Consider the following 19,351-nt stretch of genomic DNA (forward strand, 5'->3'; position numbering starts at 1 on the left):
AGGCAATCCCCTCACGTGAAGCGCAGATCGGCTGGACTTATAAAGACGAAGTGTTCTCTCCTCCCGTGGTGGATGAAGAAACAATGGCAGAGCTTAGCCATAAATCACAAGAAAAAGGTGAAGAAGCTTAGGCACTCAAACAATAGTGTTAATGATGCTTGTTGTATAAGCTGGCTTTGTATGTTTTTAAAATCCCCTTTAAAGCTCTTTCAAAGCCCTTTAAAGGACTTTTTTGACTGACAGTGTCAGTCTTATGAGAGAGTGTAGATGATTGTTATGGTCTCTTCATTGATTTGGAGAGCAAAATGGCAACAAAAGTAAATACTCTCTATCGCACTATAGCAAAATCATTCTTTATCTTTAGAAGAAGCCCCGAAATCACGGCGTGCCCCTCTATTCCAAAAGTTTTGTAAAGAGATTAACGGCTCTTAGCAAGCCGCTCTAATAACCTATCGCTATGAGAAATCAAGCAGATATATCACAGGAATATCCTAGAAACTCCAAACCAAAGAAAGAAACAAAAAATAGAGGCTGGGCTGGTTGTCCAGCCAACGGGACTTAGTTTAGCGACAACCCGTCCGATGTAAGAAGACCTCAACATCGCAACCACTTCTTCTCACTTGGAAACAGTGAGAAGATGGCTAATATAGATGGAAGAGTGTTAAAAAATGATGGATACACTTTGTAAAGAAAAATTAAAATCTGTTGATCCTATCTCACCAGCTGCTGCTTATATTGGAGGCAAAAGAAGACTAGCCAAAACCATAGTTAACATTATCGAGGACATTCCTCATAGTATTTATGCCGAACCTTTCGTTGGAATGGGAGGAATATTCTTTAGGAGAAAATTGATTCCACCCACTGAAATCATTAATGACCGTTTAGGAGATGTGGTGAATTTTTTTCGGGTGTTACAACGCCATTATCACCCGTTTATAGAATTTCTGGAATTTCAAATAAGCAGCCGTGAGGAATTTCAACGATTACGTGCTCAAGATCCAGAAACCCTCACAGATTTAGAACGGGCTTCAAGGTTTTTATATTTGCAGCGTTTAAGCTTTAGCGGGAAGGTAGCCGACCGTACGTTTGGGGTTGAAACAGACCGCGGTGCACGTTTTAATCGTTTTAAACTTGAAGACTTATTAAAGCTTATTTACCGTCGTTTAGCGGGTGTTACCATTGAAAATTTAGACTGGTCTGAGTTTATCAGGCGCTATGATCGACCAAACACCTTATTTTATCTTGACCCGCCTTATTGGGGTGTTGAGGATTATTATGGCAAAGATTTGTTTAAGCGAGAGGATTATCAGAGGATGGCTATGCTGCTGGCACAATTAAAAGGGAAGTTTCTTTTGTCTCTCAATGATGTGCCAGAAGTTCGAAAAACCTTCAGTCAATTTACCTTTAAAAAGGTAAACACATTGTATTCGTGTAACGCCTTAAATAATGCAGTTCCCGCTAAGGAGCTTATCATCACCAATTGTGATTTCTAAAACGAGAAATAATACATATTAAAGGGTCTTTAAATGACCTTTGAAGACCTTTTTAAAAAAGTAAATTGCTACAAAATCTAGTGTCAAAACATAAAAAGAAAGTGCTTGTTGAAAACAAACCTTTCTCAAGAGCGCCTCTTTACCTCTCATTCTTCCCATTCATTTCATTAGCCAATATTTCAAAGGAGCATAAAGTATGGCAACAGGTTTTTTACACGGTGTTGAAGTCGTTGAAGTTGACGACGGCACCCGCCCCCTTCGCGCGGTTCAGTCTGCCGTTATCGGAATTGTTGGCACAGCACCCGATGCCGATGAACAAGCATTCCCCCTCAACACACCAGTTTTGGTAGCCGGCTCTCTTTCACAAACCGCAAAACTGGATACAACAGGTAAACGACGCGGCACTTTACCCAATGCCCTTGATCTTATTTTCAAGCAAGTGGGTGCCATTGTTGTTGTCGTACGCGTGCAAGAAGGTGACAACGAAAATGCAACACTCACCAATGTTCTAGGGGGTGTAAACGCAAATGGTGCTTATGAAGGTGTTCATGCTTTGATTGGAGCACAATCCATTGTAGGACAAACACCACGCATTCTCATCGCTCCAGGCTTTACACACAAACGCCCTATCAGTCTTAGCAAGATTGATGTGACGAACCAAGGAAGTGGTTACACTCAAGCAACTGTTAAAATTGCCGGCGGTGCAGAAGCAGAAGCAATCCTGAAAGATGGAAAAGTAACTTCTGTTGTCATTAAGAACGGTGGCTTTGATTATCACACCGCCCCAAATGTGACGATTGAAGGGGATGGCACTGGAGCGACAGCCAAAGCCGAAATCAGTGCAACCTCTAATCCTGTAGCAGCAGAACTGATTGGCATTGCCGAGCGTTTGCGCGCCATTGTGGTGCTTGATGCACCCAACACAACAGATGAAGCAGCACTTAGTACGGCAAAGGATTTTGATTCAAAACGCGCCATTCTCATTGACCCGTTTGTAAAGGTAAATCGTGATGGAAAAATCATAGAACAGCCGGCAAGTGCAGCGGTTGCTGGTGTCATTGCCAAAACAGATTTTGACAACGGTTTTTGGCATTCTCCTTCCAATAAAGTGATCAATGGCATTGTGGGAACTGCACGCCCTATTGATTTTTCCATTGGGGACAGATCGAGCCGTGCCAACCTTCTCAATGAACAAAATATCACAACAATTATCCGTGAAAACGGCTATCGCCTCTGGGGTAATCGCACACTTTCAAACGATACAAAATTTGCTTTTTTATCCGTGGTGCGCACCGCAGATATGATCAATGATGCTATTTTGCGCGGACATCTATGGGCTGTCGACCGCAATATCAAAAAAACCTACATGAATGATGTCAGTGAAAGCGTCAATGCCTATTTGCGTGATTTAAAAGCACAAGGCGCCATTCTTGGTGGGCGCTGTACGCCTGATCTAGAGCTTAATACAGCAAGCGCCATTGAGAGCGGCAAAGTCTATTTCAATGTCGAATTCACCCCCACAACACCTGCAGAACATATCACGTTCCGTTCACGCATTGTGAATGATTACTTAGAGGAGATCTTTTAATGACCGTACCTGTTTTACCCAGAGTCTTGAAATATTTTAACATTTTTGTCGACGGCATTCCCTATCAGGCAAAATGTGAAAGTGTCACCCTACCGAATTTGAGTTTGGTTGTTGAAAGTTATCGCGGCGGTGGCATGGATAGCTCCATTGAAGTTGACCTTGGTCTTGAAACCCTCACGCTTAGCATGACCATTTCTGATTGCTCTCCAGAGTTGATGGCACTCTTAGGGCGCACCGATGTCAACATTTCATTGCGCAGTTCAATGCAAGCTCAAGGCACACCCGCAGAAGGTGTTGTCATTACCATGAGAGGGCTTTGCAAAGGCTTTGAAATGGCAGAATGGCAACCGGGAGGCAAAGCAACTTCTACAGCTACATTCACATTGCAGTATTTCAAATATGTCCAGAAGGACGTTGAAATCGTTGAGATAGATGTCCTCAACTTGGTGAGAAAATTCAATGGCGTCAATCAACTCGCAGACCATAGAAACAATTTAGGATTATAAAAATGACACTACAAAAAAATGTTACATATCAATTGCTTGAACCTCTCACATTTGAAGGAAAAGAGCACACCACAATTACTTTACGGCGCCCCAAAACAAAAGATTTGCAAGCAATCGACAAAAAAGAAGGTATAGAGCAAACAATCACTATGATCGCACGCCTTTCTGAATGGCCGTATGAGGTCATCTGCGAATTCGACATTAATGATTTGACAAATATTGGAGAGATCTTGGAGTCTTTTACCAAATGGCGGGATACCTCGACTGGGAAAACGCCGCAAAACTCATAGCCGATATTGCTATTGAGTTCCATTGGTCCCTTTCAGACATGATGGAAATGGAACCACAAGAACTCATATTCTGGCGAAACCAAGCAGCAGAAAGGTGTAAAACAAAATGAGTGAAAAAGTTGCTGATGCAAAGGTAAAATTGTCTCTTGAAGATAAACTCACGGCACCTCTCAAACGTGTTCAAAAACAATTCGATACATTGTCAAAAACACTCTCACATAGTTTGGGTATTCCGCGCTTTTCTGCTGCTGTCAAAAACATGACAAAAAGCCTTCATGGCGTTCAAAGTGCTCTTGGAGTGGCGGCAAGTCGTGCTTCAGTCTTTACCGGTGTCTTAGGGCTTGCCGGGGGTGGTCTTGTGGCAAGTGTGACCGCCCTCACCATGAAAACCATGCATCTGGGAGATAGTCTTTATCACGCATCACACCATTTAAATATGAGTGTTGCATCACTTCAATTATGGGGTGATGCAGCCGATAATTCAGGCACTTCTGCCGAGCTTTTTCAACAATCCTTAGCGGTTTTAAATAGGCGTTCAGCACAAGCATATGCCGGACAAAAAAGAGGCATGATGGGTTTTGAAGCGCTTGGCATTTCTGTCAAAAACACTTCTGGAAAACTCAAATCCACTTCTGTCTTGTTAGAAGAAATTACCGACAAGATGAGTAAGATGAAAAGCCAAGCACAAAGACAGCATATTGCCGCTCTGCTGTTTGGGGATGATGGTAAAGAAATGGCGACCATGCTTGCACAAGGCATGGCGCCTATCAAAGAACTGTTTGCAAAGGCGCGGAAAGGAAAATGGCTCATAGGCGCCGATGTTGCACGCTATGCAGCAGATTTGAGTGACAAGCTTGGTGCTTTTAAGAAAAAAATAGGCGGTATCGCGAGCTTTATTGGCGCCCGTTTTATGCCCGTCATCAATGATATGATTGACGGTTTTTCAAAATTGATTGATGAAAACCGTGATCTCATTCAAACAACCGTTGCGAGTTGGGCAAAGACCTTAAAAAAAGTCCTTAATGATTTGCTTAATCCTACCTCTGATTTAAGAAAAAGCATCAGTGATCTCACAGAGAGGATTAAAGGCTGGTTCCAATGGCTAGAGCCATTGATTGGTGAAATAACCCTCTTTAAGGTGGGGCTTGTAGCTCTTGGTTCCTTCATTTTTGGTCCACTCATTGCCGCATTAGCAGCCGTGGGAACAGCGTTTGTTAGCCTTGGTATCACAATTATGACGACACCTATCGGTTGGTTAATGGGTGGCATTGCAGCGCTCTTTGTCCTCTATCAATATTGGGACAAACTCAATGGTTGGGTAGCAGCATCTTTAGCCGCGGTTGGGGCAGTTCTTGTAGCGTCACTTATTCCAGCAATAACCGCCGTTGGTTCTGCTTTTATATCGCTTGGTATTGCCATCATGACAACCCCCATAGGCTGGATAATGGCTGGTATTGCAGCTCTTGTTGCTGCCGGATATCTGCTCTACAAACATTGGGATACAGTCATAAGCTTTATAAGCAAGTTATGGGATTCTTTTTACAGCTTATGTAGTAATGTTTTCAATAACCTCTTGACGTTCTTTAAAAACTTTTCACCACTCTCTTGGATTTCGAAAAAAATCAATGAACTCATTGAATGGCTGTTTGGTGTCGATTTAATGGAAGTAGGCTCCAATCTTATTAATGGGCTTTGGGACGGCATCAAAAGCAAATGGAATGCTCTGTCTGAATGGCTTAGCGGCATGATGAGTAAATTAACCAGTTGGATGCCTAATTGGATGAAAGAAAAGTTAGGGTTTAATGTCTCAATAGACAAAACTTCAACGAAGACCATTAAAACCTTTACCGAAGAAACTAATACACGGGCAAAAAGAATGCTGGATACAGCAGTGGTTACAAATACCCCCCCTGAAAAACGCAAAAGTGGCTTTAATACAAGCGTAGTCGAAACAGGACAAATGCAGGCTACAAATGCAAAAGTGGGCGCCTTCAAAGCTCCCAAGCCCATTACCGTTCATAAGCCGGTAGAAGTAGATGCCCGCGTGATGATTTCAAATTTAAATATTTCTGTCCCCAATGGTCTCAAGGACGAAATCAGAGACGCAGTCAATCAAGCCCTTGAACGCTATGCCAAGCAGCAACGCTTGGCTATAGCCTCTAGCCTTTCGGATTAAGCGCCATGATGTTAGCTTTGGGTGGTTTTATCTTTTCCATTGAAACAGCTGCTTATCAAACCCTTGACATGTCTTATGGCATTCCATGGGTCGAGCAAGGGCGATTGGGGCGCAAAGCAGCGCTTCAATTGCCTGCTGTTGCAAATGCGGAATTTTCTTTAACTGGGGTGATCTATCCAGATTTCAAAGGTGGTCACAGACAGCTCGAATATTTACGGCAAATGGCACATAATGGTCCTCACATTCTTGTGACCGGTCAGGGGAAAATTTTAGGCAAGTTTGTCATTCTTTCTGTAGAGGAAAAACAAAGCATTTTTCACTATAACGGGTCCCCCAAAAAACAAGAATTTACAATAAAGTTGAGAGAATATGGTGAAGAGCTATGAGTGATCTTTACGTAACAAAAGAAGGTGATATGGTTGATGCCATTTGCTGGAGATACTATGCAAAGGGTCAACAAGCCCTTGCTGTTGAACGCGTTTATGCAGCAAATTTTGGTCTTGCAGACTATGGACCCATTTTAAAAGCAGGCATCACAATCGTTTTGCCAACCCTCCCCTATCCTAAAGCCACACCGGTGATTAGAATTTGGGGTAGCCAGTCATGAAACCTTTTTGCACAGTGATGGCAAATGGAGAGGACATCACAAGAACGCTGATGGACTATGTTTTGTCGATTGAAATTACCGATGAAGCAGAAGACAAAAGTGACCGCATTACCATAGAGCTTGATGACCGCGCCCGTGACAGTGATAACGGCTTTCTTGATATTCCTCTCATCGGAACAATCATTTCTGTCACACTTGGCTATGAAGGCGGCAAAAACCGCGATATGGGAGCCTATCTGATTGATGAAATCTCTGTAAGCAGCCCGCCTCAAAGCCTAAGCGTGACCGGACGCGCCGCCTCTATGAATACGTCTTATAGAACACCCAAAAGCCAATCCTATCACCAACAAACCCTTGGCAGTATTGTTCAAGAGATAGCAGAGCGCAATGGCTATACACCAAAAGTTGACCCTGCTCTTGCTAAAATTGTTGTGCGTCACATTGATCAAACTTCTGAAAGCGATATGGCTTTTGCCACGCGCCTTGCAGAAGACTATGATGCGGTAGCAAAACCCGTTGATGGCAAGCTTGTTTTGGCTAGACGGGGGGAAGGCAAAGCCATCACTGGTGAAACACTCCCCGTTGTTATTATCCATGAAAAACTCTGTACCTCTTGGGATTTTAAATACAGTGCGCGTGATGAAGCAGGAGCGGCCAATGGCTTAGCAACAGAGGCAGGAGATGATCAAAAAGCCGCCGCTGATGCACGAGAACCAGAAGAAGTTGAAGAAGGCGAAGATGTTATCCATATGGATGAAAATGACGCCCTTAATTTGCCTAAAGCAGAGACGGAAGCCAAAACGCCTGAAAATCAAGAGCAAGAAGAAGAGAAAAAAGGCGGTGTTATTGCAAGCTATCATGATATTCGCACTGGTGAAAAAAAGGAAGTCAAAGTTGGTAAAGCACCGTTTCATGAACTCAAATATACCTACCACAATCAATCAGAAGCTGTTGCAGCCATTGCGGCTTATCGCAATAAATCATCGCGTGGGAAATCTTCTTTCTCATGTGATATTGGTGGTGATCCCTTTGTACAAGCAGAAGCAAAGCTTGTTCAAGAGCCCCCTTTCCGCCCCTATATTCCAGCAGAATGGCGCATCAAAAGTGTTAAGCACAAACTTGATAAAACAGGTGGTTACACCACAAAAATAGATTGTGAACTTTTTGATGAAGCCCAAGAAAACACAGCTGGAAACGTTGCAAACACCACACCAGACAAAGATGATACCCTTGACCCAAACGCCCCACCTAACGCATGTGATGAAGGCGAAGGCGTTATCCATATGGATGAGGAAGATAGATAAACAAAGCTATTTGATGATGATAAAAAGAAATCCAATTTTTATTTTACTATTCCTAAAAATACAGCCAAACAGCGTTCAATTTCTACCATTTTATCTGCATGAATGGAGCCGAAAGCTGGACTAACTTTTTCACATCTTACCGTCATAATCTTATCAATCATGACTTGCGAAGGTTTTTGCAAACCATTTTTAGCGTTTGGCTGAATCGTAATGCGGAGTAATGGCGCATCAACAAGTGTACTAGTAATGGGTAAAACCGTTACACTTGTATGCTCACTGAATTGATTAGCTTGAATGATTAACGCAGGTCTTGGTTTACCAAAATCGCCTTGCATAGCTATTGTGACGAGAGATCCACGCATCATTCTGTCCAGCCATCAACATCCATTAAAGATTGATCCATTAACAACTGCATAGATGTATCTGTTTTATCCACTTTTGCGACTAAGCGACATTGGCGTCGGCACTCTTCTGCAAAGTTCGGTTGGCGAGTATCTGGTACCCAAATTTGCATTAAACGCAAACCTGCTTTTCTTTGTGCGTTGCGATGTTTTTGAACGCGTTCATTGACGTGCATTGTAGCCATAACAAAATCTCCATTATGTTTCATGTAACGTATAACATAGAAAAAAGTTACATGAAACACTACTTTTAATAAAACGCAATAATTACAATTTTAATCTATCAATCTGCCCCACCTTTTGTGGGGCTTTTTTATAGGAGCAATACATGAGAACAATATCACCAGAAGGGTTAGCACTGATTAAACAATGGGAAGGTTTACGTCTCAATGCCTATAAAGATGCCATTGGAGTGTGGACCATTGGTTATGGACATACAAACAATGCTGGAAAACCTTTTGTTCATAAAGGTATGGCAATCACTGAAAAACACGCAGAAGAACTTCTTTGCCAAGACTTAAGACAATTTGAAAATGCCGTTGAACAAGCCGTTCAAGTTTCCTTAACGGATGAACAATTCGCGGCGTTAGTCTCCTTTTGCTATAATGTAGGGACAACAGCTTTTTGCAATTCGACCCTATTAAAAAAACTCAATAGTGGCGATTATGAAGCAATCCCAACCGAATTACAGAAATGGACCAAAGCCGGTGGTAAACGCTTGCAAGGTCTTGTACATCGGCGTGCAGCAGAAGCAGGCTTATGGGCGAAAGGTGCTTTTGTTTCCTCTAACTACCAAACCGTAGAAACGCAAGCACCAACAGGGCTTTTCAAAGCCGAAGCCCTTGCACCAGTCATTGGCTCTTTTTCTGGGCTTGGTGGCTTATTAGCCGGCAATGGTCCAGTGCAATGGGCGCTCGCCACTATCATGGTTTTAGCTGCATGTGCTGGCATTTTCTTTGTTGCTAAACGTTTTCAGGAACACCGCCTATGATCTTATGGATGAAAAGAAATCTGCTGTTAACAGGCGCGGCTCTAGCCGCTTTTTTTATGGCTTTGGCAAAAGCTTTTACCCTCGGAAAAAAGGCAGAACGGCAAAAGCAAACAGAAAAAACCTTAAAGGCAGCAACAACACGGCTGGAGGTGGAAAATGAAGTTAATCAGAAAAGTGATGCTGATGTGCGTGCTGCTCTCTCTGATTGGTTGCGCGACAAATAAGTATATCTCTTGTGTTGGTTGGTTGCCAATTTATTTAGAGAAGCAAGATGTCAACGTCATCAGTTCCAATTTAGCAAGAGAGATCTTAAAGCATAACAAGCAGGGCGAACGTGTGTGTGGGTGGAAACATGGCTAGGAAAAGAACACAAGACGATATAGAACTTACAGAAGGAGAAAAAGAAATACTTCAAGAAATTATCATGACCTACAAAAGTATAAAAGTGATGTCACGTTATACGAAATGGATTGTACTCATTATACTCTTATTAGCACTTGATTTTTCACGTATTATGGACGCATTGGTAAGTATTTTTACACAAAAACCAAATATCCGACTCTAAACATACTCTGAGACGCGCGAAATTCTTTAGAAAATGGTTTCTTAATTTTGCTCGTCTCATGGAGGCGATAGAGAATGTCTTTGCACATTTCAAACAGTGATTTTCAAAAACTTGAAAAATTATCATACAGGCTTTCGATAGATCAAAACTAGATCTGGCTTAATATGGCAATCACGACAGTTCCGCCATTGCCCTGTTAGTGCGTGATCTCTCCACTGTACTTTTAGGGATTCGTTTTCCGCTAATGCTTTGATCACAAGTAGCAAATCTATCTCTAATGTATCAGCATATCGCCCTTTACTTTCACGTTTCAGATCACGCCGAAAAGATTTAGTATAAACAATTTCCCGCATCGCTAACCAAAGTCACTTTGCAGACTTACATACTTCGGCTTTATCATCACGAATCATGGCTCGCAGACCATCCAATGACGTACGTTCGACACGTCCCATTTCAGCATCCTCGATAGCCTGCAATGTTTCCGGATTGGGTTGAAATAGATCAAGTGGCAATGCTCTATCTCTAGCAATACGGGTCATAAACATACGCACCGCATCGGATACAGTTAAGCCCGTGGATTTAATAACTGCGCTCGCAACTTCCTGAACTTCATCAGGTATGCGTGCTTGAATTTTACCCATTCGCTTAAACCTCCTATCTGTTTGTACTACAATGTACTACATCTACAGCTTATGTCAAGAGATTTATCCAATAATCCCCTCCCCGCTTTTAAAACGGGGAGATAAATCATAATTGATGAATTAAGCAACCTTTTTAATGGGGCTCTCGAGATTTGGTTCATAAGCGCGTAACAAAGAATCCATGCTATGCGGCAGTTCTGAAGCTCCAAAATCTGTTAGAACTGTTAAGATTTTAAGCATACTTGGAACCTCATTCTGAAGTTTTAAAATCAAAACCTTTTCTATTACACTCATAGTGTCAACCAGAGCAGTACAATCTTTATCGCTCATATTCTCATGTCTAGAAAATTGAGATAATGCCATCCACAAATTACATAAGAAGTCGACACTGGTATTCATTGTACACCTCCATGGATTTGTTCTCTCAAACATGCCAATCCTCTAGATGTGATTTTCGTTGAAGGCAGCACCTTTTCTGTACCATCCGGTCTTTGAATAGTGATAGCAGGGCAATCCATAAAGCCTTTCTTGATTTTATCCTGATAAGGTAACAGAGGCGCCCCTGGAGCACGTCGATACACCCAATCATGTTTACGCAAGTAATCGGTTAAATCTTTTGGTCGTACCTCCAACATCTTTGCTGCTTCAATAAGACCAAACAATCCATCAGAGCGCTTTAAACCATCCAAAGCCTCTGCTTTTGGAGTCAATTCGGCAATAACATAATCTTTCTGTTCTATTTGGCTTTGTAAGTGATTCAAAACACCAAGCAATGCTTCAGGCTTCGAATAGTCAACTTGTGGTGTGGCTACCTGCTTTTCTAATTCTTGCCAGCGATCAATTATTTTTGCTCGTAAAGCAGTACTGTAACCAAGTGATGCAGTATCATATCAAAAAACACAATAAAGTCAATAGATTATTTGCAATTATTTTATATGAATCCACTTCAGAATCCACACTTTTATACGTGATTCATTTGACTATTTTTTATATAAGATTGCCATGTATGAATAGACCATAAAAAGCAAATTATGATGTAAATATTATAACGTATGTAAACGTTCAAATGAAATGAAAAGCAGATATCATTCATAACAGTTCATAAATTTTATGATACGTTTTTATCACAGCACAAATCACATTGTTTAAAATTTAGTTGTTTGTAATTATCGATAACATACGTTTAAAGATCACATCTTGTTTTAATGATTGGTTTGTTTAATCGCATAAAACCAAAATTACAGTTCTCAAAATTAAGAAGCGTAAAATCTAAAAATGCTATAGCAATATCTTATTCCCTATTCAGAGGGTAATCGTTTGAAACTGTTATAAGGTAAATTGTACCAAAAGATACGTATTTATAGAAAATAGAGATCATATAATTTTTCCCCAAATTGGGAAAAACCTTTAAAATGGCATTAAAGAAATTAACTGTTTGAAGCACTCATAAGCTTATAGGATTAATTTATAAAGATTGCATAAAAGGATTTAAAGACAAGATCACTTTTAAAACGCTTTCTAAAAGTTTAGAAAATGATAAGTAATCAGCATGAATATAATATCATGACTATAGAATGAAAATCACAATGTTATGTCTTATGAAAGAGAAAGCTTTTTAATGATATAACGCAAGAAAGAAAAATTTAAAACCATTGTAACATCATAAGGCATGGGATTTTACTCAATTTTAAGTCAAAAGCTGTAATATTTAAAGAATGCTCTATTTTAAGATAATGCCCCCAAAAATGGATCGGCTAATTTTTAAAGAAATTAGGTTTTAATGAAAAGTACAAATACGCTTATGAGAACCTCTTTAAATGCACGTTTAAACGTTTGAAACATAAAATGAGATCTTTATAAGAAACGAAAACTTCTTTTTATCACGTTATAACTTAGTTATCGTTTGCTCTTAAGAACGTTTCATTTATGAAAAACGAAGATCTAGATTTCACAGCAGAGCAAAATCTTGAAAACCTTACACTTTATAAAAGCGTTTGTTTATTTATCTTATGAAAATCTGCTTTTAAAAACTAATGCTCGTAAATATAAAAAGAACGTTTTTTACATATATTTATTGAATATGCATTTGCTTTTGATTGGATTGTTAAACCTACCAAGCGTTTTAATTTGTTTAATAGCCATAAAAAGCGTTTTATAGGCTCTCTCATTCAAATGAGTGCTTAAAAGATCATACACATCATACATTTTTCTTGATAAGTTTTCATATCTTGAATAGAGCGCTTGTAATATAATACGTTTTGTATATATGCGTTCATGACTCCATTTGAAATGATTCATAAGGGTAAACATTTGAAAGCCGCGTCATAATCACTTGACACGGCTTTTTTTGCATTCTCTCTTTTATGATGGGTTTATAACCATAAAGAAGGCACTTCCATGCCTGTTATTTATGCTATTTATCAATCTTAACAACGTTATCGCTTTTTTCTAGTAGTGATGCCTCTCTTGTATTACATACTCTGCCCTTACCATTACCATGCAATAATTATCCAGTAATATTTGCACCAGCGCAATGCCCCAATGCGAAAAATATTTATCTGCCAAGCTATGGCTTCCATGAAGTACCAATACCAGACGCTCGAAACCAAGATGGTAGAAAGATTACTGCGCCGATAACCCTTGAACAATGGTGTAAAGCGAAAGGATTCATGGAAGTTTCCGTCCCTAACGACCAACGAACAGGACATTTTCGTTTTGAATTTTTGGGGTTAATTCCTAACAGTCTTTACACAATTATGGCACTACGGCAACATGATCTGAATCCCCATGCACCTACACGACCCGGCCCACTTGGTCTTCCCAATATACTACTGGCAGATGCTGATGGGCATGCCTTTTATCAAGCAATATTACCCAATCCGTTTCCATCTGTGAACGATCCCTCTGCTAATCGAATAGTAAATATCGTCTTGCTTTGGATGAGTTATCAAATGAATCGAGGCGGTGCGATCGGACGGTATGGCTTAGGAGGGGATGTCCACGCGCAGCTAAAGCTCAAAAAAACAGGTTTCTGGGAATTCACAACAAAGGATTAATATTACGAATAAATCATATCCATGCTTATAAAGAACAAAAAACATTATAAAGTATTTAATTTTTTTGAAGGGAGAAATTAACAATGAGCCTTGCGTATGCATTCTTCGATGTAGATGGCACCCTTATTCGGAGCAAGAGTATGCTCGCTTTCCACGATTTCTGGTATAAATCTTGGCTAAGTTTTTCAACCAACGCTCACCAAGAGGAATATGCAGATACTACTGCTATTTTACGTGCACACCATGATAACCAGAGTCCGCGCAGCGTAATAAACCGTCGCTTTTATGAATTTTTTGCCGGACGTGCTGTAGCAGAAGTAACAAGATGTGCAGAAACTTGGGCAAAGCGCGCGTTGATTAATCCTACTTTCTTAATCCAAGAAGTAGTAACAGAACTAAAATCCCATCATAGCCAAAAAATTGAGCCGGTCTTAGTATCCGGCTCTTTTATAGAAATTCTAGCCCCCATTGCAGAACATCTAGGTGTACCTTACATCTTGGCCACAAAACTATTGCATGATGGGCAAAAATATAATGGCTGTTTCGTCCCTCCGCAAACGATCGGCGTTGGAAAAGCGCTTGCGATTCAGGATTTTATTGAAAAACATGGTGGTGACCTTAAGAACTGCTGGGCCTACGGTGATGATATTTCCGATGAGCATATGCTGAAGCTTGTAGGTCATCCTGTCGCTGTTATTGGCGATCCTTTGCTTGAGGCGTATGCTCACAAGCATGGTTGGCGCTGTTTAAACCTACCTAAAGAATCACAAACTCTAGCATTCTCCTCTAAAAATGATAAAAAACACGACCGGAATTTACTCACAACAACAGAAACGTATTTTAGTCACAGGAGGCGCTCGCGGCATCGGTAAAGCAATTGTTCTAAACTTATTGAAAAATGGTCATAAGGTAGCAAGTGCAGACATCATTGACATAGAACTACCAACCTCCATCGATACGGCAAGCTTATGTAAATTGATTGTTGATATCCGCGATAAAGAAGCCATTGACTCTTCTGTCCATAAGGTTATCTTAGAATTTGGTGGTCTTGATGTCTTAGTTAATGTAGCAAGCATTTGTTATAGTGGCGATCCAGAAACAATTGATGCTCAAGAATGTGCTGAAACATTTGATGTGAATATTAAAGGAATGTTCTATATAATAGCTGCTACTTTACCCTATCTAAAAAAGGAGATTCGCGCCGATATTTAAATATTTCATTCATATGGGGTGTAGAATACAATCCTTCTTTAATTTCATATTCTTCTTCTAAATTTGCTGTAGAGGGCTATACTGGTGGGTTGCGCTTATGGGGAATGCCACAAAATATTCGTGTTTGTTCAATCCAAGTTGATAAAGTTAATACGGATTTTCGTCGCAATTTTAAAGGATTCCCAGAGATACCTCCAGAGAATCTTGCCAAAATGCTTCACCCAGATGACATTGCTTCCGCGGTCAACTTTATTCTTTCCTCATCTAATACCGCACAAATTTCTTCTATACGTCTCGATGCTCCACTTTGGTATCAAATATAAGGATCTATCCAATGAAAATCACGCCCAGAATAGCTCTTGTCTTAACCCTCGTAGGAACCTTTTTTTGGGGTTCCAATTTCCAAGCCACTAAGATAGCTTTAACAACTGTTTCTCCATGGACAGCTTCTTTTGAGCGGTTTCTCATTGCCGTAATCGCCATATTTTTAATTATGATTTTCAAAGAAGGCTTGCGGTGGCATGTTTTATCGCAAAATTTTATTTCTTATATTTTCCTAGGGATTATCGGTGTGGCAGGGTTTAATGGCGCTTTATTTGTTGGCTTGCAAACGTCAAATCCCATAACAGCCTCCCTCATCATGGCGACAACCCCTATTAGTGCTAATATTATTGAAGCTATCATGAATAAATCTTTCCCAACCTGTGAAAGGGTTATAGGGATGCTCATTAGCATGTTCGGGGTCTATTTAGTCATAACAAATGGGAGATTTTTGTCTAACCATGTTTCCTTTGCCAAAGGAGATATTATGATTCTTTTAGGTTCCATTGGTTGGGCGTTCTATACCGTGGGCACGCGGTCATTTGTCAAGAACGCAACCCCGCTTGAAACAACAAGCTGGACGATGCTCTCTGGCACCGTCGCCCTTGGCGTCCTAACCTTTTTATTCGAATCCCCTCTTCAAGAAACGATGTCTATGTCCAGCGCTAGTTTATTCGCACTCCTTTGGATGGGGGTTGCAGGATCAGTTTTAGCCTACCTATTTTGGAATATTGGAATAGCGATCCGAGGTCCGGGTAAGACGGCGATATTTTTCAATTTTGTACCTATTTCAGCCTTATTGGTGCAAATCCTGTTCGGCTTCATCCCTCAAATCATGCAAATCATAGGCGTTTTTGTTACGATTTTTGGAGTTCTAATCGGACAAGGCTATATATTCAGCTTACTAGGATCTAGAAAAGCCGTTCCCAATGCGCATAAAGAGTAATATACTTTTTAAGATGAATGGAAATTGGCGTGTTATTTTTCGCTTTATCGGAACAGATGTGGAGCTTGTTGATTATCAAGATTACCATTGATGAAAGGAATGAAAACAAATGACGCATAACCCCGCCCATTCTAGTGAAGTTCTAAAAGTAGCTTTTTTAGAAGAAATGGGGATAACAATACAAAAATTAGCGTATCGTCTTCATATAACAAAATACGTATTTATTGTCAAATAATATTTTATCTTTTTTTGATATTTTTTTGTATTTTTTAAATACGTTGTGTATTGATAATATCTTATGATTATGAATTGCTTCTTTTATATTTATATGCGTTTAAAGCTATATTATGGGCTTTATGAAACGATTGCGTTATGTTTTGAATCTATACATCTATAATATTTAAAAAGGCTCTCATAATGCGTATTTTTATCTTTATAACCTATCAGTTTTTTTACTAAATGAATTTAAATTTTTTTGTGAATTTTGTTTATAATACATTTAAAATTTAATAGCCTCTTATAGGTGCTCTCTTTATAATCAATGCGTTCATTTACAGTTTAGTTATTTGAAGCTGCTGTTTTTACGCATTTTCTATAGCTGTTATATGCTTTATAGCCATGGCATCATTTTTCATTTTCATAAGAGAAACGATAAGTAGGATAATTGTAATTTATAGACTGTTATGAAAACATCTAAAGAGAGATTGATAATTATAGAGATCAGTAAAATTCCTTTTAATAGGCTTTTGTCAGTGATGTCAGTTTTGTCAGTTCTTTTTAGACCCTCTATTATTTTTTTTGAATGGTAAAAAATTAAAATCAATATATTTCAATATGTTAATATCTTTAAAACATAACTTATATCAAGAGTACAATCTTTAAAGATAGCCAATGATGTGAATTGATTAAAACTTGTCAGTTATGTGTCAGTAAATTGAACTGACAAAAGTGATCATTTTAATGAGTCATTAAAACGTGTCTTATGAAAAGCATATGAAATTAAAAACTGATTACGTTATCAAAATCCTTTTTATGAATTTTATCAGTTCTTGTGAATGATAACCTTATGATTTAGAGAATGATTACAACGTGCTTTATCAAAATCATGTGATCCTTTAAAGCCTTTCAAAAGATGGTTTGTAACCAGATACAAGTATTAAACATTCGCGCTTGGGTAGGTTATAGCAAGGAAGAGTGCGACCTGTGGAATCTTTGTATAACCCTGTAAATTCACTCACCCCAAATTTGGGGGCAGTACTTTCAGAGTTTAATTCTCCTAGCATTTGCTTGATATCACGCATGACATGGTCATGTCTTTTACCACACAACTCAGCGATCTCACGATTAGACATAGTCTGAACTGCTGCGTCGTTAGCAACATTTTCCGTAATTTTAATAAGTGTGTTCATAATGAATTCCTTATGGTTAGACGTTTTTGATTGACACTCAATAAAAGAGTGCCGGGTGCTCAAAAACACGGCCATAAGTCCGTCGTTACACTTTTCCCGCAAGGGTATTGTATAGCGTAACCACACCCGACAATATTATTGTACGCATGTAGCATATAATGAGTCAAAGTCTTTAATGTATAGAAGACTGATTATTTCGGTAACCAATCCGCTTATGGTTTAAGGTGTTTTTGAGGCACCTGATTCGACCATATACACAATGTTGACATATTGTCAAGTCGCTCCCGTTATAAATGCAGCCCACTGCTCCAAGAGAGCATGTCGTTGTTCTAAAAAATCTGTCCGCATATAAGCTTTTGTCACTGAACTCCCAACTGAATGCGCAAGAACAGTTTCGGCAATCTCAAAGGGTGTTGACGTTGTTTCTGCTATCCAATCCCGTAAACTGGAACGAAAACCATGGGGACGATAAGTCAAACCACAAACTGTCATATATTTTGCCATGCTTGCATCAGAAATTGGTTTGCCTGTAAGACCAGAAAAGAGAAAACCATTTTTTTCAAAGGGAAGAGATTTTTCAATCACTTTTAAAGATTCATTACTCAATGGCACGCGAAAATCTGAAACTTTCCCTACAATGCCCTTCATATTTTCTTTGGGTATCGTCCATATATCTTTATCTATTTGTTCAAGACGCAAATAGCGCAATGGATATGACCGTACTCCAGTCAAAACAAGTAACTTCAGTGCTAAATTTGAAAGGATATTATCATCCAAGCTCTGATAAAATGCCGGGACTTCTTGCCATGGCATAGCAGGAATATTTGTTGGTGTAGTACGGGGCTTTCCTAAAAGGGCGCGTGCTTTCATACAAGCTTGTAGATCAACTTCCAAACCAAGAGCCGCCGCATATTTCAAGCAAATGTTAATACGGTTTAACGCTTTTCGTGCTGTATCTGCTTTTTCATGCCAAAGGGGCGCAAGAACATTGCGAATGATATTAGCCGTTAATTTTTCTATAGAGAGGCTGCCTATGTGTGGAATAACATGCAATTCCAGCGGAGAAAACCAGCGCCCATTTTTGCCTTCATTTTTTAACTCTGCTTTTTTACTTTCAAAAGCCGCAATTGCAATCTCACTGAATATGTTGCTTTGCTATTTTAAGACGGTTTGTTCTCGAAAGACAATAGGATCATTGCCTTCTCTGAGAATAGTACTATAATGTTTGACAAGTTCGCGCGCTTCTTTCAGAGAAAGTTGTGCAACTGGACCGAGTCCCATTTCACGGCGTTTATTGTGGTATGTGTAACGAAAAAACCAAGAGCGCGTATTGTCTTTTCGAACATTGAACCATAACCCCGCCCCATCACAATATTTACCTTGAGAAGCAGACTTGACAAGCAATGCTGATAATCTATGAATCCCCCTCACTTAATTTCCCTTCTCGTCCACCTTTTAGACCACCTTAATTTTTTGATTTGAGATTTTTTCTTTAATTCTTAATTTTTTTATTGGAACATAAAAAATATAGACATCAATATGCTCTTGCACATATTTATACGATTTGATTCTTGCTAATAAAACCCTGTCTGCCGGCATGCGGCACCACTGTAGCTAGCCAGCGGGTTTTGTATATTTTGCCACTAGGTTTTGTACCAATTCATTTTTTTTCAAAGAGTTTTAAAGGTGTTCTCAAAGGGTCTTCAAAGACCTTATCTAAAGGGTATTTAAAGCTCCCTTTAACGCGTTTTTCTGCTCCTCTTTTTCCAAATCACTAAAGCGTGTAAAATCGGATTGAAAGGCAAGGGGAACGATTCCTGTCGGACCATGGCGTTGTTTTGCTAT

Annotated in this window: 21 protein-coding genes and 6 pseudogenes; 19 read left to right on the top strand and 8 right to left on the bottom strand. The window is 39.6% G+C overall.

The annotated features are described in order from the left end of the window. The first annotated feature begins 671 nt into the window (after nucleotides 1-671). From ACFIM1_RS08160 to ACFIM1_RS08200, 9 genes are all read left to right on the top strand, one after another. A complete protein-coding gene (locus ACFIM1_RS08160; RefSeq protein ID WP_375609600.1) occupies nucleotides 672-1,493 on the top strand; it encodes a DNA adenine methylase in 822 nt (273 codons plus the stop codon). 196 nt (nucleotides 1,494-1,689) lie between these two features. Further along, complete coding sequence (locus ACFIM1_RS08165; RefSeq protein ID WP_375609585.1) at nucleotides 1,690-3,081, top strand: phage tail sheath subtilisin-like domain-containing protein; 1,392 nt, start codon at nucleotides 1,690-1,692, stop codon at nucleotides 3,079-3,081. Next, entirely contained in the window at nucleotides 3,081-3,587 is a 507-nt protein-coding gene (locus ACFIM1_RS08170) for a phage major tail tube protein (RefSeq protein WP_375608785.1), read from the top strand. The genes ACFIM1_RS08165 and ACFIM1_RS08170 overlap by 1 nt, the downstream gene beginning before the upstream one ends. A 2-nt stretch (nucleotides 3,588-3,589) precedes the next feature. Beyond that, nucleotides 3,590-3,877, top strand: a complete 288-nt coding sequence (locus ACFIM1_RS08175; RefSeq protein WP_375609586.1) for a phage tail assembly protein — start codon at nucleotides 3,590-3,592, stop codon at nucleotides 3,875-3,877. A gap of 47 nt (nucleotides 3,878-3,924) precedes the next feature. Further along, nucleotides 3,925-3,987: a hypothetical protein gene (locus ACFIM1_RS08180; RefSeq protein ID WP_375609601.1), complete on the top strand. Its 63-nt coding sequence runs from the start codon at nucleotides 3,925-3,927 to the stop codon at nucleotides 3,985-3,987. Continuing rightward, nucleotides 3,984-6,053: a phage tail tape measure protein gene (locus tag ACFIM1_RS08185; RefSeq protein WP_375609587.1), complete on the top strand. Its 2,070-nt coding sequence runs from the start codon at nucleotides 3,984-3,986 to the stop codon at nucleotides 6,051-6,053. The genes ACFIM1_RS08180 and ACFIM1_RS08185 overlap by 4 nt, the downstream gene beginning before the upstream one ends. 5 nt (nucleotides 6,054-6,058) lie before the next feature. Further along, on the top strand, nucleotides 6,059-6,439 hold the full coding sequence (locus ACFIM1_RS08190; protein WP_375609588.1) for a phage tail protein: 381 nt from the start codon (nucleotides 6,059-6,061) through the stop codon (nucleotides 6,437-6,439). After that, the gene (locus ACFIM1_RS08195) at nucleotides 6,436-6,660 is read left to right on the top strand and encodes a tail protein X (protein WP_039760481.1); all 225 of its coding nucleotides are present in this window, start codon (nucleotides 6,436-6,438) and stop codon (nucleotides 6,658-6,660) included. Before ACFIM1_RS08190 ends, ACFIM1_RS08195 begins: the two co-directional genes overlap by 4 nt. Beyond that, nucleotides 6,657-7,964, top strand: a complete 1,308-nt coding sequence (locus ACFIM1_RS08200) for a contractile injection system protein, VgrG/Pvc8 family (RefSeq protein ID WP_375609589.1) — start codon at nucleotides 6,657-6,659, stop codon at nucleotides 7,962-7,964. Before ACFIM1_RS08195 ends, ACFIM1_RS08200 begins: the two co-directional genes overlap by 4 nt. A 38-nt stretch (nucleotides 7,965-8,002) precedes the next feature. Here ACFIM1_RS08200 and ACFIM1_RS08205 read toward each other — a convergent pair whose 3' ends face one another. Together ACFIM1_RS08205 and ACFIM1_RS08210 are read right to left on the bottom strand one after the other, a co-directional pair. Beyond that, complete coding sequence (locus tag ACFIM1_RS08205) at nucleotides 8,003-8,326, bottom strand: type II toxin-antitoxin system PemK/MazF family toxin (protein ID WP_375609602.1); 324 nt, start codon at nucleotides 8,324-8,326, stop codon at nucleotides 8,003-8,005. Next, nucleotides 8,326-8,550 carry an antitoxin MazE family protein gene (locus ACFIM1_RS08210; RefSeq protein ID WP_375609590.1) on the bottom strand — a complete coding sequence of 75 codons (225 nt, stop codon included), beginning with the start codon at nucleotides 8,548-8,550 and terminating at the stop codon, nucleotides 8,326-8,328. The genes ACFIM1_RS08205 and ACFIM1_RS08210 overlap by 1 nt, the downstream gene beginning before the upstream one ends. Before the next feature lie 143 nt (nucleotides 8,551-8,693). On the opposite strand from ACFIM1_RS08210, the gene ACFIM1_RS08215 reads away from it, so the two are divergent. The 4 genes from ACFIM1_RS08215 to ACFIM1_RS08230 are packed head-to-tail and all read left to right on the top strand — an operon-like array spanning nucleotide 8,694 to nucleotide 9,921. Further along, nucleotides 8,694-9,356, top strand: coding sequence for a lysozyme (locus tag ACFIM1_RS08215; protein ID WP_375609591.1), 663 nt, complete (start codon nucleotides 8,694-8,696; stop codon nucleotides 9,354-9,356). Then, nucleotides 9,353-9,580 (top strand): hypothetical protein, encoded by a 228-nt coding sequence (locus ACFIM1_RS08220; protein WP_375609592.1) that lies wholly within the window; start codon nucleotides 9,353-9,355, stop codon nucleotides 9,578-9,580. Before ACFIM1_RS08215 ends, ACFIM1_RS08220 begins: the two co-directional genes overlap by 4 nt. After that, on the top strand, nucleotides 9,513-9,716 hold the full coding sequence (locus ACFIM1_RS08225; protein WP_375609593.1) for a hypothetical protein: 204 nt from the start codon (nucleotides 9,513-9,515) through the stop codon (nucleotides 9,714-9,716). The genes ACFIM1_RS08220 and ACFIM1_RS08225 overlap by 68 nt, the downstream gene beginning before the upstream one ends. Further along, nucleotides 9,709-9,921: a hypothetical protein gene (locus ACFIM1_RS08230; RefSeq protein ID WP_375607123.1), complete on the top strand. Its 213-nt coding sequence runs from the start codon at nucleotides 9,709-9,711 to the stop codon at nucleotides 9,919-9,921. Before ACFIM1_RS08225 ends, ACFIM1_RS08230 begins: the two co-directional genes overlap by 8 nt. Nucleotides 9,922-10,043: 122 nt before the next feature. Here ACFIM1_RS08230 and ACFIM1_RS08235 read toward each other — a convergent pair whose 3' ends face one another. From ACFIM1_RS08235 to ACFIM1_RS08250, 4 genes and pseudogenes are all read right to left on the bottom strand, one after another. Then, nucleotides 10,044-10,274 (bottom strand): type II toxin-antitoxin system YafQ family toxin, encoded by a 231-nt coding sequence (locus ACFIM1_RS08235; protein ID WP_375609594.1) that lies wholly within the window; start codon nucleotides 10,272-10,274, stop codon nucleotides 10,044-10,046. 12 nt (nucleotides 10,275-10,286) lie between these two features. Further along, nucleotides 10,287-10,562, bottom strand: a complete 276-nt coding sequence (locus ACFIM1_RS08240; protein ID WP_375609595.1) for a type II toxin-antitoxin system RelB/DinJ family antitoxin — start codon at nucleotides 10,560-10,562, stop codon at nucleotides 10,287-10,289. A 120-nt stretch (nucleotides 10,563-10,682) separates the two neighbouring features. Beyond that, nucleotides 10,683-10,961: a hypothetical protein gene (locus ACFIM1_RS08245; RefSeq protein WP_375609596.1), complete on the bottom strand. Its 279-nt coding sequence runs from the start codon at nucleotides 10,959-10,961 to the stop codon at nucleotides 10,683-10,685. After that, nucleotides 10,958-11,392, bottom strand: a pseudogene (locus tag ACFIM1_RS08250) (phage antirepressor KilAC domain-containing protein); the annotation flags it as partial. The pseudogene ACFIM1_RS08250 and the gene ACFIM1_RS08245, both read right to left, overlap by 4 nt. Before the next feature lie 1,839 nt (nucleotides 11,393-13,231). On the opposite strand from ACFIM1_RS08250, the gene ACFIM1_RS08255 reads away from it, so the two are divergent. From ACFIM1_RS08255 to ACFIM1_RS08280, 6 genes and pseudogenes are all read left to right on the top strand, one after another. After that, a complete protein-coding gene (locus ACFIM1_RS08255) occupies nucleotides 13,232-13,618 on the top strand; it encodes a hypothetical protein (RefSeq protein WP_375609597.1) in 387 nt (128 codons plus the stop codon). 83 nt (nucleotides 13,619-13,701) lie between these two features. Next, a complete protein-coding gene (locus tag ACFIM1_RS08260; protein ID WP_375609598.1) occupies nucleotides 13,702-14,490 on the top strand; it encodes an HAD family hydrolase in 789 nt (262 codons plus the stop codon). Next, nucleotides 14,411-15,153 (top strand): annotated as a pseudogene (locus ACFIM1_RS08265) (SDR family oxidoreductase). Before ACFIM1_RS08260 ends, ACFIM1_RS08265 begins: the two are co-directional and overlap by 80 nt. 11 nt (nucleotides 15,154-15,164) lie before the next feature. Next, complete coding sequence (locus ACFIM1_RS08270; protein WP_375609599.1) at nucleotides 15,165-16,097, top strand: DMT family transporter; 933 nt, start codon at nucleotides 15,165-15,167, stop codon at nucleotides 16,095-16,097. A 13-nt stretch (nucleotides 16,098-16,110) separates the two neighbouring features. Next, nucleotides 16,111-16,188, top strand: a pseudogene (locus ACFIM1_RS08275) (Killer protein); the annotation flags it as partial. A gap of 18 nt (nucleotides 16,189-16,206) precedes the next feature. Continuing rightward, a pseudogene (locus ACFIM1_RS08280) lies at nucleotides 16,207-16,311 on the top strand (transcriptional regulator); the annotation flags it as partial. Nucleotides 16,312-17,236: 925 nt separating this feature from the next. On the opposite strand, the pseudogene ACFIM1_RS08285 reads toward ACFIM1_RS08280, so the two are convergent. Together ACFIM1_RS08285 and ACFIM1_RS08290 are read right to left on the bottom strand one after the other, a co-directional pair. Next, nucleotides 17,237-17,506 (bottom strand): annotated as a pseudogene (locus ACFIM1_RS08285) (Rha family transcriptional regulator); the annotation flags it as partial. Nucleotides 17,507-17,779: 273 nt separating this feature from the next. After that, nucleotides 17,780-18,937: pseudogene (locus tag ACFIM1_RS08290) on the bottom strand (tyrosine-type recombinase/integrase). Between the last annotated feature and the right edge of the window lie 414 nt (nucleotides 18,938-19,351).

Origin of the sequence: Bartonella sp. AC158YNML (assembly GCF_042196725.1) — a bacterium.
Lineage (GTDB): Bacteria > Pseudomonadota > Alphaproteobacteria > Rhizobiales > Rhizobiaceae > Bartonella.

Bases quoted from the DNA above. Each gene is read 5' to 3' on its own strand.
- ACFIM1_RS08160 (WP_375609600.1), top strand. From the start codon at position 672: ATGGATACACTTTGTAAAGAAAAATTAAAATCTGTTGATCCTATCTCA.
- ACFIM1_RS08165 (WP_375609585.1), top strand. From the start codon at position 1,690: ATGGCAACAGGTTTTTTACACGGTGTTGAAGTCGTTGAAGTTGACGAC.
- ACFIM1_RS08170 (WP_375608785.1), top strand. From the start codon at position 3,081: ATGACCGTACCTGTTTTACCCAGAGTCTTGAAATATTTTAACATTTTT.
- ACFIM1_RS08175 (WP_375609586.1), top strand. From the start codon at position 3,590: ATGACACTACAAAAAAATGTTACATATCAATTGCTTGAACCTCTCACA.
- ACFIM1_RS08185 (WP_375609587.1), top strand. From the start codon at position 3,984: ATGAGTGAAAAAGTTGCTGATGCAAAGGTAAAATTGTCTCTTGAAGAT.
- ACFIM1_RS08190 (WP_375609588.1), top strand. From the start codon at position 6,059: ATGATGTTAGCTTTGGGTGGTTTTATCTTTTCCATTGAAACAGCTGCT.
- ACFIM1_RS08195 (WP_039760481.1), top strand. From the start codon at position 6,436: ATGAGTGATCTTTACGTAACAAAAGAAGGTGATATGGTTGATGCCATT.
- ACFIM1_RS08200 (WP_375609589.1), top strand. From the start codon at position 6,657: ATGAAACCTTTTTGCACAGTGATGGCAAATGGAGAGGACATCACAAGA.
- ACFIM1_RS08205 (WP_375609602.1), bottom strand. From the start codon at position 8,326: ATGCGTGGATCTCTCGTCACAATAGCTATGCAAGGCGATTTTGGTAAA.
- ACFIM1_RS08210 (WP_375609590.1), bottom strand. From the start codon at position 8,550: ATGGCTACAATGCACGTCAATGAACGCGTTCAAAAACATCGCAACGCA.
- ACFIM1_RS08215 (WP_375609591.1), top strand. From the start codon at position 8,694: ATGAGAACAATATCACCAGAAGGGTTAGCACTGATTAAACAATGGGAA.
- ACFIM1_RS08220 (WP_375609592.1), top strand. From the start codon at position 9,353: ATGATCTTATGGATGAAAAGAAATCTGCTGTTAACAGGCGCGGCTCTA.
- ACFIM1_RS08225 (WP_375609593.1), top strand. From the start codon at position 9,513: ATGAAGTTAATCAGAAAAGTGATGCTGATGTGCGTGCTGCTCTCTCTG.
- ACFIM1_RS08230 (WP_375607123.1), top strand. From the start codon at position 9,709: ATGGCTAGGAAAAGAACACAAGACGATATAGAACTTACAGAAGGAGAA.
- ACFIM1_RS08235 (WP_375609594.1), bottom strand. From the start codon at position 10,274: ATGCGGGAAATTGTTTATACTAAATCTTTTCGGCGTGATCTGAAACGT.
- ACFIM1_RS08240 (WP_375609595.1), bottom strand. From the start codon at position 10,562: ATGGGTAAAATTCAAGCACGCATACCTGATGAAGTTCAGGAAGTTGCG.
- ACFIM1_RS08245 (WP_375609596.1), bottom strand. From the start codon at position 10,961: ATGAATACCAGTGTCGACTTCTTATGTAATTTGTGGATGGCATTATCT.
- ACFIM1_RS08255 (WP_375609597.1), top strand. From the start codon at position 13,232: ATGGAAGTTTCCGTCCCTAACGACCAACGAACAGGACATTTTCGTTTT.
- ACFIM1_RS08260 (WP_375609598.1), top strand. From the start codon at position 13,702: ATGAGCCTTGCGTATGCATTCTTCGATGTAGATGGCACCCTTATTCGG.
- ACFIM1_RS08270 (WP_375609599.1), top strand. From the start codon at position 15,165: ATGAAAATCACGCCCAGAATAGCTCTTGTCTTAACCCTCGTAGGAACC.